Genomic DNA, 16,746 nt, shown 5'->3' with positions numbered 1-16,746 from the left:
GGGTCGGTCACAAACCGAGGAGCAGCATGTCAGAATTCGATGAGAATCGCAGCCCGTACGTTCCGAATGCACAGCCGCATCCGTGGCGCCGCTATGTCGCGGTCGGAGACTCGTTCACCGAAGGTATCGGCGACCCTGATCCGTCGTCTCCAGGGGGCCATCGTGGCTGGGCAGACCGCGTCGCTGCGGTGCTCGGCGAACAGGTTCCCGACTTCGCCTACGCGAACCTCGCTATTCGCGGAAAGCTGATTCAGCAGATCGTCGACGGGCAGATCGAGCCTGCTGTTGCGCTCAAGCCCGACCTCGTGACCTTCTCTGCGGGCGGCAACGACGTCATTCGCCCCGGTGGTGACCCCGATCGGGTGGCAGAGCTATTCGAAGATGCGGTGGTGCGCCTCGCCGAACACGGTGCGACAGTGGTCGTGTTCACCGGAATCGACACCAACTTCACTCCGGTGTTTCGTGGAATTCGCGGCAAGGTCGCAATCTACAACGAGAACATTCGCGCGATTGCCGATAAATACGACTGCATCGTCGCCGATCAGTGGGCTCTCAAAGAGGTTCAAGACATGCGCTTCTTCGACGATGACAGGTTGCACATGAATCCACTCGGCCACCATGAGGTGGCCAGAATGGTGTTGCGCGCGCTGAACGTTGACAACGACCTGCAGCCGATGGTTCCCGAGCCTGTGCCGAACCGCACCTGGCGTGAAGCGCGCACCGGCGATTTGGTCTGGGCACGCGCACACTTGGTTCCATGGGTACTTCGCCGCCTGCGCCACCAGTCGTCAGGCGACGCGATCGCCGCCAAGCGACCCGATGCCGTGCCGTTCACCACGCTCGCTCCGGGCAAAGACCCGGAACAGACACCGGGTGAACTCGCCTAGCGGGCACGTAGCTCCCATATCGCGACCGCGCTCGCGCTCGCAACGTTGAGCGAGTCGACGCCCCCAGCCATGGGAATCGTCACCACGGTGTCTGCCGCGTCGAGCGCCCGCCGACTCAGTCCGTCGCCTTCGGCTCCGAGCATGAGGGCGACGCGCTCGGGTCGTGCCTCGGCGAACGCATCAAGGTCAACCGCGCCATCAGCCAGCGCGAGTGCTGCGAGGTGCATTCCGGCATCGTGCAAAATCTCGCGAGCGGCGCGCCATTCCGGCAGTCGCGCCCACGGCACCTGAAAAACAGTTCCCATACTCACGCGCACCGAGCGGCGGTACAGCGGATCCGCGCACCGTGGGCTGATGAGTACTGCGTCGGCGCCGAGGCCAGCGGCCGCTCTGAAGATCGCGCCGACGTTCGTATGATCGACGATGTCTTCGAGAATCACGACCAAGCGCGCGTCGGCAATCACCTCACGGACCGAGAGTGGCTCCGGGCGGTGCATTGCTGCGAGCGCACCTCGGTGCACCGCGTATCCGGTGAGCTGCTCCGCAATGTGGGGCTCGACGACATAGATCGGGGTGTCGGGAAAATCCGCGAGTACTGGTTCAATATCCGCGAGCCACTTCTGTTGCACCAGCACAGACCGCGGCCGGTGCCCTGCGGCGACAGCCCGGGCGATTACCTTGGCGGATTCGGCGATGTATAGGCCTCCCTCCGGCTCGAGCACGCGACGCAGTGCGACGTCAGTGAGGTCTCGATAATCGGCAAGCCGCGGGTCATCGGCAGTAGTCAGCGGCAAGACGAGCATTACCCCACTCTGACAGAGCCCGTAACATCCCGGTAAACCGTCCGGCCTACACTCGTTTTGAAGGGGGTACGCCGTGACGATCGTCTCCGAGGTTGACGCAGAGCTCTCTCGCGGGCTGGAACAAGCGGCGGCCGCGCTCCAGGACCGACGGATCGCAGTGCTGACAGGTGCAGGAATCTCCACCGATTCCGGCATCCCCGACTACCGCGGCCAGGGCGCACCGACTCGAACTCCGATTACCGCTGACCAGTATTTGTCAAACGAGTCTGCTCGTCGCCGTTACTGGGTAGGAAGCCATCTGGGCTGGCAGGCATTCGCCTCAGCAGCACCGAACGGCGGGCACCGAGCTTTGTCAGAGCTCGAATCGCGGGGTCTGGTTACGGGTGTCGTAACCCAGAACGTCGATGGCTTGCACGTCGGCGCGGGGAGTCGCAGGGTTGTCGAACTTCACGGCACCATGCGCAGGGTGTTTTGCACAAAGTGTGGCCAGGTCTTTGACCGCCGCGACCTCGCTCGACGTGTCGAAGCAGACAACCCGTGGATTACCGTTCCCGAGAACGTTCCTTTGGGCCCCGATGGCGACGTGCTGCCCGAATCGACGGCGGGTTTCGTTATTCCTGAGTGCAGCGTGTGTCGAGGAATGCTGAAACCCGATGTGGTGTTCTTCGGTGAGTTCATTCCGGCCGAGAAGTTTCGCGAAGCTGAACAGCTCGTGCAGTCAAGTGACGCGCTGATTATTGCTGGCTCGTCCCTCGTGGTGAATTCCGGCATCCGGCTGTTGGAGCGTGCGAGACGACGCAAGCTCCCCATCATCATCGTCAATCGGGGCGCTACGAGAGGCGACGCGCGCGCTACGGTCAAGCTCAACGCGGGCACTACCGAAGTGCTCGCCGCGCTGGCGCAGCGACTTAGCCCGCTGCGCTGACTCCAGGTTTCTGCCAGCGGCAGATCGGTAGGCTCGCAGGGTGACCGCATTGACTCTCATTCGCCACGGCGAAACTGACTGGAATCACGCTCGCCGCATTCAGGGTGCAACCGATATCCCGCTGAACGACACCGGTCGCGAACAAGCTCGAACAGCAGCAGCACTCCTTCGTGATCGGCGTGACCGCGAGCGCCTTGTCGTGGTGTCAAGTGATCTGTCGCGCGCTCAAGAAACGGCCGAAATCATTGCGCGCGAGCTTGGTCTGACCGCCCCGCGCACCTATCCGGGATTGCGTGAACGCTCATACGGCGAAGCCGAAGGCGTCACCGATGAAGAGTTCAAAGCACGTTGGGGCGCGAGCAACACCGCTGAGGTGCCCGGCGCCGAATCTCGCAGCGCGCTGCGCAATCGTGGCATCGCCGCACTGGGCGAAGCAGTCAGTGACCTTCGGCGAGCAACCGCGCCGTCGCACGCATCCCTTATCGTGGTCACCCACGGTGCCCTGATTCGAGAGCTTCTCAATCACGCGAGCGCTGGCGAGCACCCGCCGGTCGGTGTGCGGCTCACAAACGGGTCCGCACACGAGTTGCTCTACGAACGCGAGCAGCTCAGCATGCTGACTGAAATCACCGCATCGGTCTAGCGCGGCTTACCCGCCCGCGCGAACGAGCACAGATCGCGCGTGCCGCAACACCGGCTCATCTACCATGCGGCCGTCAAAACGGAACACACCGCGCTCGTCTTGTGCCGCAGCGAGCACGGCCCGAGCCCATTCGATCGTGCGCGCGTCCGGTCGGTACGCTTCACGAATGATGTCGGCCTGAATCGGGTGAATGCAGGCCGTAGCAGCGAATCCGGATGCTGCCGCATCCCCCGCTTCGACTGCCAGTCCCTTCGTGTCAGCGATATCAAGGTGAACGGCGTCAATAGCGGATTTTCCCCGTGCCCCAGCCGCGAGCAAAACCTGAGCTCGCGCGACACGGGCGACGTCGCGGTAGCGACCGTTCGGCTTGCGTGACGATGTGCCTCCAAGGCTCGCAACCAGATCCTCGGCTCCCCACATGAGCGCAGAGACGTTGTCGAGCGCAGCGATGCGCTCAGCATTGGCAACACCCTTGGCGGTCTCGCACAGCGCGATCACTTCGAAGCGTGAGTCCATCTTGCTGATCTTCTTGGGACCCTCCGCTTTTGCCACCATGATGCGACGAAAATCTGTCTGCGACAGGGTCGACATGTCTGACATATACGCGTCGGTGTCGATGGAGTTGACCCGCACGATCACTCGCTCAGGATCGATCTCAGCTTCGATGAGCGCACCGCGCGCGGCTGCTTTGGAAGCGGGCGACACCGCATCTTCGAGGTCGAGAATGACCGCGTCGGCACAAGCGGCTGCCTTTACGAAACGATCTGGGCGATCCGCCGGACAGAACAACAACGCTGGACCGAGATCGAACGGGGTCTGCACGGTGCTCATTATTCTTCTTTCGCTTCACCCGCGCGAGTGACGTCTGGTGCAGCATCCGAGAGCCACATCAGTGCCACACGAGTGGCGGTTGCCACGATGGTGTCGTCTTGGTTTCGACCGGTATGGCGCATGGTGACGATCCCCTGCCCCGGCCGAGACGCTGCCAGCCGTTTGTCAACGATTTCGGTGTCGACGTAGAGAGTATCGCCGTGGAAAAGCGGCGCAGGGAACGTGATGTCGTTCAATCCCAGTTGCGCGACCAGGGTGCCCTGCGTGATCTGTGAAACCGACGCCCCCACGAGTGTTGACAGCGTCCACATCGAGTTCATGAGGCGCTGACCAAACGGCTGGGTTGCCGCGTACGCTGCGTCGAGATGCAGCGCCTGCGAGTTCATCGTCAACGACGAGAACAGCACGTTGTCAGCGTCTGTCACCGTTCGCCCCGGTCGATGTGCGAACCGCGCCCCCACCTCGAGTTCGTCGAAATACAGCCCGCGTTGCACGATGTCGGTCACAGCTTCACGCTACCCCGAGTGAGCGAGCAATCACGAGCAATTGCACCTCGTTGGTACCTTCTCCGATCTCAAGAATCTTCGAGTCTCTGAAATGACGGGCCACCGGATACTCGTTCATGAACCCGTTCCCGCCGAAGATCTGCGTGGCGTCACGCGCATTGTCCATTGCAGCATCGCTTGCGGTGAGCTTCGCGATGGCCGCTTCGGTTTTGAATGCCTTGCCAGCGTCACGCAGGCGCGCCGCATGATGCCAAGCGAGGCGGGCGTTGTGCACCCGCAATCTCATTCGCGCAAGCATGAACTGCACACTCTGGCGTGTGGCAAGCGGTTCGCCGAACACCACCCGTTTGTGCGCGTAGTCGATCGCGGCTTCCAGACAGCCCTCGGCAGCGCCCGTGGCGAGCGCAGCGATGGCAACACGTCCCTCGTCGAGCGCAGAGAGGAAATTCGCGAATCCGCGACCTCGTTCGCCGAGCAGGTTGGCCTCGGGCACGCGTGCGTCTTGGAACGAGAGCGGGTGCGTATCCGAGGCGTGCCAGCCAAGCTTGTCGTACGCCGGCTCCACGGTGAATCCGGCAGTGTCGTTGGGAACAATGATGGTCGAAATCTCTTTGCGCCCGTCGCGCTCGCCGGTAACCGCAGTCACCGTGACGAAGCGAGTGATGGCGGTCCCCGAGTTGGTGATGAACTGCTTTGAACCGTTGATCACCCATTCAGCGCCGTCGAGGTGCGCCGTCGTGCGCGTTGCGCCCGCATCAGAGCCCGCTTCGGGCTCAGTCAATCCGAACCCAGCCAACGCGCGCCCAGCGAGCAGGTCGGGAAGAAACTCGCTCTTCTGCTCGTCGGTACCAAATCGATAAAGCGGCATTGCGCCCAGACTGACTGACGCTTCGAGCGTGATCGCGATCGACTGGTCAACCCGCGCGAGCGCTTCGATCGCGAGGCAGAGCGCGAAATGGTCCCCACCTTGGCCACCGACTTCTTCCGGAAACGGAAGGCCGAACAACCCCATCTCGCCCATCTGAGCAATCACATCGAGCGACAACGTGTGCGTACGGTCCGCTTCGTACGCGACGGGAGCCACGACTTCTTGTGCGAATTCACGCACCAGCTGCGCGAGCTCGCGCTCTTCATCGGAAAGGGCGTAGTTGTCCATGCTTCTCCTCGGTTCAGGACTCGGCAGCGGCGGCCTCGTGAGCCGCCGCTTCGGTTGGGTTGGTGCGGTGAGAGTCAATAGCCGATGTCTCATCAACGCGCGCCAGAATCTGGTCACGCCGAACCTGCTCACCGACCGCGCCGATGACGTGCACCACACCGTCATGCTCGGCCACGATGGGGTGTTCCATTTTCATCGCCTCAATCGTGAGCACCCGCTCTCCCGCAACGACCTGATCGCCGTCCGCGACGTGAACAGCGACAATGGCACCAGGCATGGGCGCTCGAAGATCGGGATTGGTCGCGGCGCCCGCGCGTGCTCGTCTGCTCCGTTGCTGAGCACTCGCCTCACGACGCGTCAGTGCGCGCAGCCGGCGCGTTTCGCCGTGTGCGTGAACCCACGACCATCCATCGCGATCAACAGCCACCGCGATGTGATCGCCGGTCGTGTGCGCGGCTACGGGCAGGCTCACCGTCGTGAGCGTGCCATCAGCCATCTCGAATGCAGCTGTGCGCAGCACGGCGCTCGCGCTTCCTCGCCAGCCAGAACTCGAGCGCCACAGTTCACTCGCCGCATTCGGATTGTCGTGAATGTTCGACTTTGCGGCACCGCCTACCGCGACTGCCGTCAACGGTGCGAGGCCAAGTGCAGGTTCCTCGAACGGCGGCATCCGGTCGATCAGACCCGTGTCCATTTCACCCGACACCACATCGGGGTGAGCAATCAAAGCTCGCAAGAAACCAATGTTCGAGTCAACGCCGAGCAACACAGTCTCAGCGAGTGCCTCATCAAGCAGCGCCAGTGCCTCGACCCGGCTCGCGCCGAAGGCGACTACCTTCGCGATCATCGGGTCATAGTCAGCGGTGACTTCGCTGCCCGTCTCAACTGCTGAGTCGGTGCGCACGCCGTCTGCGGCCCGCCACATCAGCACCTCGCCGGTTGCGGGCAAGAAACCGCGCTCCGGTGATTCGGCATACACGCGCGCCTCGATAGCGTGACCGGTCAGAGCCACATCCTGCTGCGCAATCTCGAGCGCTCGTCCCGCTGCGACACGGACTTGCTGCTCGACAAGGTCGATACCCGTGACCGCTTCGGTCACGGGGTGCTCAACCTGCAGTCGTGTGTTCATCTCAATAAAGAAGAAGTCCTCAGGATGCTGCGCGGCCACCAAGAACTCCACTGTGCCAGCGCCCACGTAGCCGACGCTTGCCGCGGCTGCACAGGCCGCTGCGCCTAGTCGTTCGCGAGTGGCAGCATCCACTGCTATCGACGGAGACTCCTCGATCACCTTCTGGTGCCGGCGTTGCAGGGTGCATTCACGCTCACCGAGGTGAATCACGTTGCCATGCTCATCAGCCAGCACCTGCACTTCAATATGGCGTGGCCGTTCGATAAGTCGCTCAAATAGCAGAGTGTCATCGCCGAAAGCCGCAGCCGCAACCCGTCGGGCTGCCGCCAGTGCCTCAGTGAGTTCGCTTGCATGACGCACCACCTGCATGCCTTTGCCGCCGCCACCTGCGGAGGGCTTGACCAAAAGCGGGTAGCCGGTTTCATCGGCCTTTCGGGCAATAGCCTCATCGCTCAGCCCGGCCGCGCTGAATCCGGGCACAGTCGGCACCCCGTAGGCGCTCACCTGCTCTTTCGATCGAATCTTGTCGCCCATGACCTCAAGGGCGTGCTCAGTCGGTCCGATGAACACGATGTCGCTCTCGGCACATGCGCGCGCAAACGCCACGTTCTCAGAGAGGAACCCGTAGCCGGGGTGAATGGCCTGCGCACCGCTCGCGCGCGCCGCGTGCAACACCGCGTCGATGTTCAAGTACGACTCGGATGCGGCAGCCGTGCCGATGCGCACGGCCACGTCGGCTTCACGCACATGCGGCGCGTTCGCGTCGGCATCGCTGTACACAGCAACCGAACGAATGTTAAGCGCTCGCAATGTGCGAATCACGCGGCGCGCAATTTCGCCGCGATTCGCAACGAGCACAGTGTCAAAAGAGGTCATCAGGGTCACATTCGGAAGACGCCGAAGCGTGGTTCGGGCAACGGGGTTCGAGCGACGACGTCTAGTGCGAGACCGAGCAAGTCGCGGGTGTCCATGGGATCGATCACACCGTCGTCCCACAACCGCGCCGTCGCATAGTAGGGGTTGCCCTGTTCTTCGTACCCGGCACGAATCGGTTCCTCGAAGGTCGCCTGCTCATCGCTTGACCAGTTGTCGCCGCGCGCTTCAATCTGGTCACGCTTCACCGTCGAGAGCACGGAAGCCGCCTGGGTTCCACCCATCACCGAAATGCGACTAGCAGGCCATGACCATAAGAACCTCGGGGAATAGGCGCGCCCGCACATCGAATAGTTCCCTGCGCCGAACGAGCCGCCGATGACCACGGTCAGCTTGGGCACCCGGGTTGTCGCGACCGCGGTGACCATCTTCGCGCCGTCTTTCGCTATGCCACCGGCTTCGGCATCGGTACCCACCATGAAACCCGAGATGTTCTGCAAGAAGAGCAACGGGATGCCTCGTTGGTCGCACAGCTCGATGAAGTGAGCACCTTTCTGGGCCGACTCGCTGAACAGCACACCGTTGTTGGCAACGATGCCGACAGGATGACCGTGAATGTGCGCGAAGCCGGTGACAAGCGTGTCGCCGTACTCCTTCTTGAACTCGTGAAAGTCGCTGCCGTCGACAAGTCGCTCGATCACTTCGTGCACGTCATACGGCTGATTGACGTCGACAGGAACAACGTCGTATAGATCTCGCGTCTCCACTGCGGGCTGACGTGTTGCTGCGACCTCCCAGGAGGGCTTTGCAGGTGGCGGCAGCGTCGCGACGATGTCGCGCACGATCTCGAGCGCGTGTTCGTCATCATCCGCGAGGTGATCGACCACGCCCGAGCGCTTGGCATGCATCTCTCCCCCGCCCAGCTCTTCGGCGGTGACAATCTCGCCAATGGCAGCCTTTACGAGCGGCGGTCCGCCAAGAAAGATCGTGCCCTGATCCCGCACGATCACCGTCTCGTCGCTCATCGCTGGCACGTACGCGCCACCTGCGGTGCAGGAGCCCATCACCGCGGCAATCTGAGCAATGCCAGCGGCAGACAATCGGGCTTGATTGTAAAAGATGCGACCGAAGTGATCGCGATCCGGAAAGACCTCGTCTTGCATGGGAAGGAATGCGCCGCCGGAATCGACTAGATAGAGGCACGGCAGCCGATTTTCTAGCGCAATCTCTTGGGCCCGGAGGTGTTTTTTCACGGTCATAGGAAAGTACGTGCCGCCCTTGACCGTGGCATCGTTGCAGACCACCATGACGTGTCGACCATGCACCAGCCCGATGCCGGCAATGACTCCGGCCCCTGGAGCCTCTCCCCCGTACAAGCCGTCAGCGGCGAGAGGTGCGATCTCAACGAACGGACTGCCTTCGTCGAGCAGGCGATTCACACGCTCTCGGGGCAACAGCTTGCCTCGGGCAATGTGCCGTTGCCGAGATGCTTCCGGGCCGCCTAGCGCTGCGACCTCGAGTCGCTCGCGCAACTGTTCAGCAAGCTGCGCTTGACTGTCGGCCACACCGCTCGACACACTCATGTCATCTCCATCGACGTCACAATCCGATTACGCACGTTGGCGACGCACACCGGAATTGGTTAGTGTTCATTAACCGGACTCCAGGTTAGCGAGGATTAACTGAGATGACAAGTGGCGCCACCGATCGCGATCGAGCCAAAGCTGATCGATACTCGGCCATCCTTCGCGAAGCCGCTCGGCTCTTCGCAGAACGTGGTTTCGGCGGAGTCAGTCTCGAAGACCTCGGCGGCGCCGTCGGCATCAGCGGCCCCGCGCTTTATCGGCACTTCGCGAACAAGCAGGCCCTTCTAGGAGCGATTCTTATTGGTGTCAGCGAACGCCTCCTCGCCGGCGGCCTCGCCGTATCGCAAGACGAGACCACACCCGAAACGCAGCTTCGCTCGCTCATCGCTTTCCACGTCGACTTCGCTCTCAGCGATGCCGACGTCATTCGCGTTCACGATCGCGATCTTGCCAGCCTCACCGACGCCGACCAACGCACCGTGCGTCGACTGCAACGCGAATACGTGCAGGCCTGGGTTGAGATTCTCTCGACGCTGCACCCTCAGCGTCACGGTGACGATCTGCGCGTGCGCGCTCACGCCTGTTTCGGGCTCATCAACTCCACACCACACGCACTGCGCGGTGCGCGAGCTGAACCCCACCCCGACGATGTGCGACGCACGCTCGAATCGATGGCGTACGCCGCACTCGCGGTGTGATCAGCGAAGAAGCATCGCGCGACCTGGCATCTCAAGCACACGCCCGACGTCCCGCAGAAACTTCGCTCCCTGCTCACCGTCTACGAGTCGGTGGTCAAAGCTCAACGACAGGGTCATAACGTCGCGCAATGCCATCTCACCGTGGTGCTCCCACGGCTGGCTCCGCACTGCGCCAAGGGCGAGAATTCCCGCTTCCCCCGGATTGAGGATCGGAGTGCCCGCATCAACGCCGAACACTCCGACGTTTGTGATCGAGAATGTGCCTCCCGTCATGTCGACCGGAGCGGTCTTGCCCGACCGGGCAACGTCGGCCAGACCCGCAATCGCATCAGCCAGCTCCGCAAGTGTGAGCCGATCAGCGTCGCGAATGTTTGGCACGACAAGTCCGCGCCCCGTAGCGGCGGCGATCCCAAGATTCACATACTGAAACTCAACGATCTCGTTGGCCGCATCATCCCATTTCGAATTCAGAGACGGATGCTGACCGAGGGCGAGACACACCGCCTTAGCAGCGACCGCGAGAATTCCAATGCGGTGATCGGCGAGCGATCTGTCGTTCTTGAACGACGAGAGCATCTCGCTCGTAGCGGTGACATCGACAGTGAGGAACGTCGTCACATGTGGGGCAGTGAACGCACTCGACACCATCGCGGCCGCGGTGTGCTTGCGCACCCCGCGAATCGGCGAGCGAGTGGTGCGTTCCGTCGCTACCGAAGTTTTAGGCGCATCAATCGCCTCATGCGCAGCATCGGCGGTCACCCCCATTCGTGCGGCATACGCCTCGACGTCCTCGCGACTGATGATCTCAGCTGCGCCTGCGGCATCCACCAATGCCAGGTCAACACCCAATCGTCGCGCCAATGCCCGCACCGGAGGGGTTGATCGCGGCCGCTCATGAGCCGGAGCCGTTACTGCGGGAGTATGAATAGCATCGTGTGGCGCTGCTTCGAGCACGGCAGTGTCTGCAGCAGTTACCCCACTCGATACCGTGCGCCGCGCGCGCCGCCGGGGGCGCTCTGCACTCCTGGCCGCAGCGCCATAGCCGACGAGATTCGGTAGGGCAGCCTCATCTACCGACTCACGATGCCTGTCAGACTCTGCACTCTCAGACACAGCGGCCTCAGATTCGCCTCCCGCATCGCGCTCTCTACCCGGCCCTGCATCCGTCTCAATCGAGATGACAGGACTGCCGACCGCGATCACCTCACCAGCGGCCGCGTGAAGTGCACCGACTCGGCCGGCAAAGGGCGAGGGCAACTCGACGATCGCTTTCGCAGTCTCAACTTCGGCGAGCGTCTGATTGAGGACGATCTCGTCACCTTCAGCCACAAGCCACTGCACAAGCTCCGCTTCAGGAAGACCTTCGCCCAAGTCGGGCAATCGGAATACTTCAGTCACAGTTCCACTCCCGTCAGGCTATTGGGGCGATCAAGTGCGCGATCGACCCCGTCAAGAATGCGATCGATGTCAGGAACGTGCAGTCGTTCCAGCTTGGCCGGGGGGTACGGAATGTCATGACCTGTCACTCGAACCGGCGAAGACTCAAGGTAGTTGAAGCAACGCTCCGTGATGCTTGCAACGATCTCAGCGCCGACACCAGCCTCGCGGGCTGCCTCATGCGTCACCACGACGCGGCCCGTCTTGCGCACCGATGCGGTGACGGTGCGATAGTCGACGGGCGACAGCGAACGCAGATCAATGACCTCGATGGACACACCGTCGTCTTCGGCCGCGATCGCCGCATCCAGAACTGTCTCAACTTGAGCGCCATATGTGACTACGGTGACGTCGCTTCCCATCCTTGCCACCCTTGCGAGTCCCATAGGCGCCGCATCATCGAGTTGACCTTCGAGGTCAACCTCACCCTTGGAGTGATAGAGCCGCTTTGGCTCGAAAAACACCACCGGGTCGTCGCAGGCGATCGCCTGCCGCAAGCACGTATAGGCGTCTTGGGGATTTGACACAGCAACAACTCGAAGGCCTGAGGTGTGCACGAAGTACGCCTCAGGAGACTCCGAGTGAAACTCCGCGGCGCCGACGCCTCCTGCCCACGGGATGCGAATGGTGATCGGCATCTTCACATTGCCGCGAGTGCGGTAGTGCTGCTTTGCCACCTGACATACGATCTGGTCGAAGGCAGGATAAACGAAACCGTCAAACTGGATCTCCACAACTGGCCGATAGCCACGGAACGCGAGTCCCACCGCAGTGCCCATGATTGCCGACTCGGCGAGCGGTGTATCGACAACGCGTTGCGGCCCGAACTCGGTCTGAAGGGAGTCTGTTACACGAAAGACTCCGCCCAACCTGCCGATGTCTTCACCCATCAGCACTACTTTCGGATCATCTGCCAGCGAGCGTCGCAGTCCTTCGTTGATGGCTTTTGCCATGGTGAGAGTGCTCATCGCTGCTGCTCCTGCTCGTCAAAGCCGTCAAGGTACGACGCAAACCAGGCACGTTGTTCGTCCAGTCCGCTGTGGGGCTCTTCGTACACATGATCGAATATGCCGATCGGCGCTCTGCGCGACGCGCCAAGCGCCGCCTCTCGCACTTCTCGAGCAAGAGAATCGGCTTGATCGTTCACATTCGAGACAAAGTCATCGTCGATCACACCCTCGGCGCGCAGCAGCTTCTCGAAGCGCGTCAGCGGATCTCTGCTGCGCCAGAGGTCCACGTCATCGCGTGTGCGATATCGGGTGGGGTCATCGGAGGTGGTATGGGGTCCCATGCGATACGTGACGGCCTCAATGTACGAGGGACCAGCTCCCGAACGCGCTCGCTCAAGAGCCCATTTCATGGCAGCGAAGCAAGCCAGCACGTCGTTGCCGTCAATCCGCATGCTGGGAATGCCGAAGCCGGGGGCTCGCCCCGCCAGCGGGAACTTCGACTGCAATGAGACGGGTTCAGAAATTGCCCACTGGTTGTTGCTGCACACGAAAACCACGGGTGCTTCGAACGATGCCGCAAACACCAATGCCTCGTTGGCGTCGCCCTGGCTCGTTGCCCCGTCACCGAAGTACGCGACCGCTGCTTGATCAGTGCCGTCACGCTGAATACCCATGGCGTAGCCCACCGCGTGAAGCGTCTGAGCGCCGATAATGATCTGGGGTGTCGCAACGTTGAGGTCGTACGGGTTGTAGGTCGAGTGTTCCTCACCACGCCACGACAGCACGAAGTCGGCCGCTCGTGCACCGCGTGAAACGATGACTCCGAGTTCGCGGTAGCTACCAAAGGCGAAGTCGTCGGCATTCATCGCGTGCGCGGTGCCGATCTGAACTGCTTCTTGCCCCTGGCACGGTGCCCAAAGTCCTAGTTGCCCCTGCCGCTGCAGCGCGACACCTTCGCTATCGATTCGGCGGGTGAGCATCATGTCGCGATACATCCCGCGCAGCACATCGGCCGATAGCGTCGCCGCCCAGGGCTCGAGAATGGGATCACTCACTCGTGAACCATCGTGAGCGAGCAGGCGCAGAACGTGCTCTGTGTCGTCTGCAGTGTCTGGTTCTGTCGTCTGGGTGTACGTCATCGTCATCCCTCCTCTTACAGTCGCCCTCGTGAGGCCACCGTGTCGTAGGCGCATCGGCGGCTTTGCCGATACCTCGACCCTACGTCGATGACGCACCTCGCTCAAGCAACGGACCCCACATTGAGCATGTTGCCAATCAGACCCGATGCGAGCGTGCTAATCTTGCGCACTATGGGAAATCTCGATCGTGTAGACCTGGAACTGCTGAAGGCGCTGTCGGCCGACCCGCGCGCGACAGTCGTTGCGCTGTCAGACCGACTTGGGCTTTCGCGCAATACAGTACAGGCGCGCATGGCGCGCCTGGAGCAGTCGGGCGCTCTGCTCTCATATGAACGCTCGATATCAACGCTGACCTTGGGATTTCCTATCGATGCCTTCGTCAGCGTGACAGTTCGTCAAGCCGCTCTTCCCCACATTGCCGCGGAGCTTGAGCGCATTCCCGAGATCGTGCAGGTGCATGGATTATCTGGGCCGGTTGACCTGCTTGCTCGTGTCGCATGTCGAGACACCCAGCACCTGTTCGACACCGACGCGCGGATCCTCGCGATTGAGAGCGTTGAGCGCACCGAAACCTCACTCGTGATGGGTGAAGTAATCCCGTATCGGGTCGCGCCGCTTATGGAGCTGGCACAGCAGGAAGCGTAGGACTTTCTGGCCGCACGCCTGCCGACCGGGTGGCGTCAGCATCCAGCCTTACCAACACCACGCCCAGAAGTATCAGTCCCCCACCCACGAACTGCACTGGCGCCGGAGCCTCACCCAACAGCAACCACGCGAAGCCCAGCGCAAACAGCACCTCTGAGAGCCCCACGAACGACGCAACGCGCGACCCAATGTGCGGCACCGCACCGACACCAAGCGCGTAACCCAGAGTCGTCGAGATGCATGCAACGATGACGAGCGGCACGAACCACGCGACTGTCACGCCCGCAAGCTCCACCGATACTGCGGGAGCATGAAATGGCAGCACTCCGCTGACGCCGAGAACCAGCATCGCTACTGCACCGAAGAGAAGCCCACCCGAGGCAAGGGCGAGCGGAGGCAGATCGGGGCCAGCTTTCTCTGAAATTACGAAGTAGGCACACATGCACACCGCAGCGCCCAGAGCCATCAACGTGCCCAACGGATCGAACTGCGCACCAGCAATGTTGACGACAAGCACCAGTCCGACCAGCGCGACTCCCGAGCCCACCAGCACCAATCGGGAGGGCGCGCGACGCGTGCTCCACCAGACGAAGCCCACCAAGATCACGGGCGCGAGATATTGAATCAGCAGCGCAACGGCCACCGGCATCCGTTGCATTGCGGCAAAGAACAGCAATTGGCAGCCCGTTACCGCGGTGAGGCCGAACGCGACAATTAGGAATCCGTGGCGTCGCAGAAAGTGACGCTGTCGTGTGATTGCAACGATGAGCGCAGGCGCCAGGATCAGCCCTGCGAGCCCCATACGCACCGAGAGCCCGGCGCCCAGTGACCAACCCGCTTCGAACAGTGGCTTCATCACCGGCCCACTGGCAGAGAACGCGAGGGCCGAGATCACCGCCATCCCGAGGCCAAGTGCACGGTGGTTGCCGGTGTCAATGGTCGATGCGATTGCAGGAGTTGGCGCTGTTGGAGCGGTCATGGCGACATCCGTAGGTCAGGAGTGAAATGTGGGTACAGTGGTGACAGTACTGCTCGACAATGTCAGGAGTCAAGATGGTATTTATTCATGACACGAAACGCACGCTGATGATGGCCGTCGACCTTGCCAACACGCTGCCCGGATACGACAGCGACGACACGTTCACGACGACGAACGACCTTGAATTGTTCCTCAAGCGGCACCCCTACACGGGACACATTGAGTACACCCGCAAGACCGTGGATAGCATTCGTGATGTGCGCTCGCGCCTGCGCGCACTTTGGAACACCGACCGCGATGGCGGGGTGGAACTGATCAATCAGATGCTCGCCGACGGAGACGCTTTGCCTCGCCTGGTGAGGCACGAGGGGTACGACTGGCACATTCACGCGACATCTGACAGCGCCCCTCTCGCGATGAGGATGCTCGTGGAGTCGGCGATGGCGTTCGTCGACGTCATACGCTCAGACGAATACTCGCGCGTGCGGGTATGCGAAGCCGATGACTGCGACGCTGTCTACATCGACTACTCGAAGAATCAATCGAAGCGCTACTGCGATACCGGTAACTGCGGCAACCGCATGAACGTTATCGCGTATCGGGCACGGAAGGCTCAAGAAAGCGCGTAATCGCATCAGCCGCAGCGGCGGGTGTCTCGTAGTGAATGAGGTGCCCCACGTCTTCGATTTCGACGAGCTCGCTGTCAGCGAAGAGCGTGGCGAGATGCCGCTCCGCTTCGATGGGGGTGATGTCGTCGCGCACGGCTGCCACGAGCAGCGTGGGCTGAACAATCGCGGGTGCGCTCGCTCGCACATCATTAGACACCGACGTGACAAAAGCTTGATGCAGAACATCACGATCCCCGAACCGCGAGAAGTATGTGTCGTGCTGGTCGTGAATGAATCGTCGCAGTTCTTTGTCACGAGTCTTCGCCATCGATACGCTCATCACCCGCACGACAATGCCATTGCGCAGCAGGGCATCACCGACAGGACGCGGCAGCTTTGCGCCCGCCCAGTAGTAAAAGACAGCCAGCCGAGTCAGGATTCCGCGAGGGCCTTCGAGCGCCGGCGCCCCGATGGGATTCACCAGCACCAGACGAGGAGTATCCAGCCCCTTCGCCACCGCGTCGGCCGCGACGATCGAGCCGAAGGAGTGGCCGAGAATCACGGCGCCCGGAGCCACCGATGCGGTGAAATCGGTGAGCCATGCAGAATAGGCATCCAGATCGTGGGTGCGACCCACCAGCGGCGCCGTTTCGCCGAATCCAGGCAGATCGGGCGAGATGACACGCATTCCCGGTAGGTGCGCGATCACGGGTTCCAGTCCATGATGCTCCCCGCGGAAGCCGTGCACCACGATCATGGTGGTCTCAGCCTCATCTGGGCCGTACACCCAGTAGGCCGTGCGACCGCCGAGAACTGACACCTCGTGTCGACTTACCGGGATTTCGCTCAGTCGAGTCAAATACGGGTTTGCTGAGGTCACCGTCTGAGTCTACGAGTGTTTGTCGTCGCGGTGCGCCTGACTATCGCTGTCGGAGGTCGCCCATATCGTAA

17 protein-coding genes are annotated in these 16,746 nt (G+C 61.8%); 6 read left to right on the top strand and 11 right to left on the bottom strand.

The annotated features are described in order from the left end of the window. Window positions 1-26 precede the first annotated feature (26 nt). Window positions 27-887 (top strand): SGNH/GDSL hydrolase family protein, encoded by an 861-nt coding sequence (locus AB0O81_RS11165; protein ID WP_363584243.1) that lies wholly within the window; start codon window positions 27-29, stop codon window positions 885-887. On the opposite strand, the gene AB0O81_RS11160 is transcribed toward AB0O81_RS11165, so the two are convergent. Continuing rightward, the gene (locus AB0O81_RS11160) at window positions 884-1,690 is read right to left on the bottom strand and encodes an RNA methyltransferase (RefSeq protein WP_363584241.1); all 807 of its coding nucleotides are present in this window, start codon (window positions 1,688-1,690) and stop codon (window positions 884-886) included. The genes AB0O81_RS11165 and AB0O81_RS11160 overlap by 4 nt on opposite strands. Window positions 1,691-1,763: 73 nt before the next feature. Between AB0O81_RS11160 and AB0O81_RS11155 the strand changes: the two genes are divergently transcribed. Then, on the top strand, window positions 1,764-2,615 hold the full coding sequence (locus tag AB0O81_RS11155) for a Sir2 family NAD-dependent protein deacetylase (protein ID WP_363584239.1): 852 nt from the start codon (window positions 1,764-1,766) through the stop codon (window positions 2,613-2,615). A gap of 40 nt (window positions 2,616-2,655) precedes the next feature. After that, window positions 2,656-3,258 (top strand): histidine phosphatase family protein, encoded by a 603-nt coding sequence (locus tag AB0O81_RS11150; RefSeq protein WP_363584237.1) that lies wholly within the window; start codon window positions 2,656-2,658, stop codon window positions 3,256-3,258. A 6-nt stretch (window positions 3,259-3,264) separates the two neighbouring features. Here AB0O81_RS11150 and AB0O81_RS11145 read toward each other — a convergent pair whose 3' ends face one another. Genes AB0O81_RS11145 through AB0O81_RS11125 form a run of 5 tightly spaced genes read right to left on the bottom strand, consistent with a single transcriptional unit; the run spans window position 3,265 to window position 9,336 of the window. After that, entirely contained in the window at window positions 3,265-4,089 is an 825-nt protein-coding gene (locus tag AB0O81_RS11145; RefSeq protein WP_363584235.1) for a CoA ester lyase, read from the bottom strand. Next, window positions 4,089-4,595: a MaoC family dehydratase gene (locus AB0O81_RS11140; protein WP_363584233.1), complete on the bottom strand. Its 507-nt coding sequence runs from the start codon at window positions 4,593-4,595 to the stop codon at window positions 4,089-4,091. Before AB0O81_RS11140 ends, AB0O81_RS11145 begins: the two co-directional genes overlap by 1 nt. Before the next feature lie 4 nt (window positions 4,596-4,599). Continuing rightward, on the bottom strand, window positions 4,600-5,751 hold the full coding sequence (locus AB0O81_RS11135) for an acyl-CoA dehydrogenase family protein (RefSeq protein ID WP_363584231.1): 1,152 nt from the start codon (window positions 5,749-5,751) through the stop codon (window positions 4,600-4,602). A 13-nt stretch (window positions 5,752-5,764) separates the two neighbouring features. After that, window positions 5,765-7,756 (bottom strand): biotin carboxylase N-terminal domain-containing protein, encoded by a 1,992-nt coding sequence (locus AB0O81_RS11130; RefSeq protein WP_363584229.1) that lies wholly within the window; start codon window positions 7,754-7,756, stop codon window positions 5,765-5,767. 5 nt (window positions 7,757-7,761) lie between these two features. Further along, the gene (locus AB0O81_RS11125; protein ID WP_363584227.1) at window positions 7,762-9,336 is read right to left on the bottom strand and encodes a carboxyl transferase domain-containing protein; all 1,575 of its coding nucleotides are present in this window, start codon (window positions 9,334-9,336) and stop codon (window positions 7,762-7,764) included. 104 nt (window positions 9,337-9,440) lie between these two features. On the opposite strand from AB0O81_RS11125, the gene AB0O81_RS11120 reads away from it, so the two are divergent. Further along, the gene (locus AB0O81_RS11120) at window positions 9,441-10,037 is read left to right on the top strand and encodes a TetR/AcrR family transcriptional regulator (RefSeq protein WP_363584225.1); all 597 of its coding nucleotides are present in this window, start codon (window positions 9,441-9,443) and stop codon (window positions 10,035-10,037) included. On the opposite strand, the gene AB0O81_RS11115 is transcribed toward AB0O81_RS11120, so the two are convergent. From AB0O81_RS11115 to pdhA, 3 genes are read right to left on the bottom strand one after another with little or no spacing between them, the layout of a single operon-like run. Then, on the bottom strand, window positions 10,038-11,435 hold the full coding sequence (locus AB0O81_RS11115) for a dihydrolipoamide acetyltransferase family protein (RefSeq protein ID WP_363584223.1): 1,398 nt from the start codon (window positions 11,433-11,435) through the stop codon (window positions 10,038-10,040). Further along, entirely contained in the window at window positions 11,432-12,442 is a 1,011-nt protein-coding gene (locus AB0O81_RS11110; protein WP_363584221.1) for an alpha-ketoacid dehydrogenase subunit beta, read from the bottom strand. The genes AB0O81_RS11115 and AB0O81_RS11110 overlap by 4 nt, the downstream gene beginning before the upstream one ends. Beyond that, entirely contained in the window at window positions 12,439-13,569 is a 1,131-nt protein-coding gene (pdhA, locus tag AB0O81_RS11105; RefSeq protein WP_363584219.1) for a pyruvate dehydrogenase (acetyl-transferring) E1 component subunit alpha, read from the bottom strand. Before pdhA ends, AB0O81_RS11110 begins: the two co-directional genes overlap by 4 nt. 165 nt (window positions 13,570-13,734) lie before the next feature. On the opposite strand from pdhA, the gene AB0O81_RS11100 reads away from it, so the two are divergent. Further along, window positions 13,735-14,208, top strand: coding sequence for an Lrp/AsnC family transcriptional regulator (locus AB0O81_RS11100; RefSeq protein WP_363584217.1), 474 nt, complete (start codon window positions 13,735-13,737; stop codon window positions 14,206-14,208). On the opposite strand, the gene AB0O81_RS11095 is transcribed toward AB0O81_RS11100, so the two are convergent. Continuing rightward, complete coding sequence (locus AB0O81_RS11095; protein WP_363584215.1) at window positions 14,180-15,187, bottom strand: DMT family transporter; 1,008 nt, start codon at window positions 15,185-15,187, stop codon at window positions 14,180-14,182. The genes AB0O81_RS11100 and AB0O81_RS11095 overlap by 29 nt on opposite strands. Before the next feature lie 74 nt (window positions 15,188-15,261). On the opposite strand from AB0O81_RS11095, the gene AB0O81_RS11090 reads away from it, so the two are divergent. Further along, on the top strand, window positions 15,262-15,816 hold the full coding sequence (locus tag AB0O81_RS11090; RefSeq protein WP_363584213.1) for a CGNR zinc finger domain-containing protein: 555 nt from the start codon (window positions 15,262-15,264) through the stop codon (window positions 15,814-15,816). Here AB0O81_RS11090 and AB0O81_RS11085 read toward each other — a convergent pair. Continuing rightward, window positions 15,776-16,675, bottom strand: a complete 900-nt coding sequence (locus tag AB0O81_RS11085; protein WP_363584211.1) for an alpha/beta hydrolase — start codon at window positions 16,673-16,675, stop codon at window positions 15,776-15,778. The two genes, AB0O81_RS11090 and AB0O81_RS11085, sit on opposite strands and share 41 nt — an antisense overlap. Window positions 16,676-16,746 lie beyond the last annotated feature (71 nt).

The organism is Microbacterium sp. NPDC076911 (assembly GCF_040687125.1).
GTDB lineage: Bacteria > Actinomycetota > Actinomycetes > Actinomycetales > Microbacteriaceae > Microbacterium.
Note: the sequence above shows the minus strand (reverse complement) of the source record. Positions and strands in the feature narration are given on the sequence as shown.

Bases quoted from the DNA above. Each gene is read 5' to 3' on its own strand.
- AB0O81_RS11090 (WP_363584213.1), top strand. From the start codon at position 15,262: ATGGTATTTATTCATGACACGAAACGCACGCTGATGATGGCCGTCGAC.
- AB0O81_RS11165 (WP_363584243.1), top strand. From the start codon at position 27: ATGTCAGAATTCGATGAGAATCGCAGCCCGTACGTTCCGAATGCACAG.
- AB0O81_RS11135 (WP_363584231.1), bottom strand. From the start codon at position 5,751: ATGGACAACTACGCCCTTTCCGATGAAGAGCGCGAGCTCGCGCAGCTG.
- AB0O81_RS11130 (WP_363584229.1), bottom strand. From the start codon at position 7,756: ATGACCTCTTTTGACACTGTGCTCGTTGCGAATCGCGGCGAAATTGCG.
- AB0O81_RS11120 (WP_363584225.1), top strand. From the start codon at position 9,441: ATGACAAGTGGCGCCACCGATCGCGATCGAGCCAAAGCTGATCGATAC.
- AB0O81_RS11145 (WP_363584235.1), bottom strand. From the start codon at position 4,089: ATGAGCACCGTGCAGACCCCGTTCGATCTCGGTCCAGCGTTGTTGTTC.
- AB0O81_RS11110 (WP_363584221.1), bottom strand. From the start codon at position 12,442: ATGAGCACTCTCACCATGGCAAAAGCCATCAACGAAGGACTGCGACGC.
- AB0O81_RS11125 (WP_363584227.1), bottom strand. From the start codon at position 9,336: ATGAGTGTGTCGAGCGGTGTGGCCGACAGTCAAGCGCAGCTTGCTGAA.
- AB0O81_RS11095 (WP_363584215.1), bottom strand. From the start codon at position 15,187: ATGACCGCTCCAACAGCGCCAACTCCTGCAATCGCATCGACCATTGAC.
- AB0O81_RS11160 (WP_363584241.1), bottom strand. From the start codon at position 1,690: ATGCTCGTCTTGCCGCTGACTACTGCCGATGACCCGCGGCTTGCCGAT.
- pdhA (WP_363584219.1), bottom strand. From the start codon at position 13,569: ATGACGATGACGTACACCCAGACGACAGAACCAGACACTGCAGACGAC.
- AB0O81_RS11100 (WP_363584217.1), top strand. From the start codon at position 13,735: ATGGGAAATCTCGATCGTGTAGACCTGGAACTGCTGAAGGCGCTGTCG.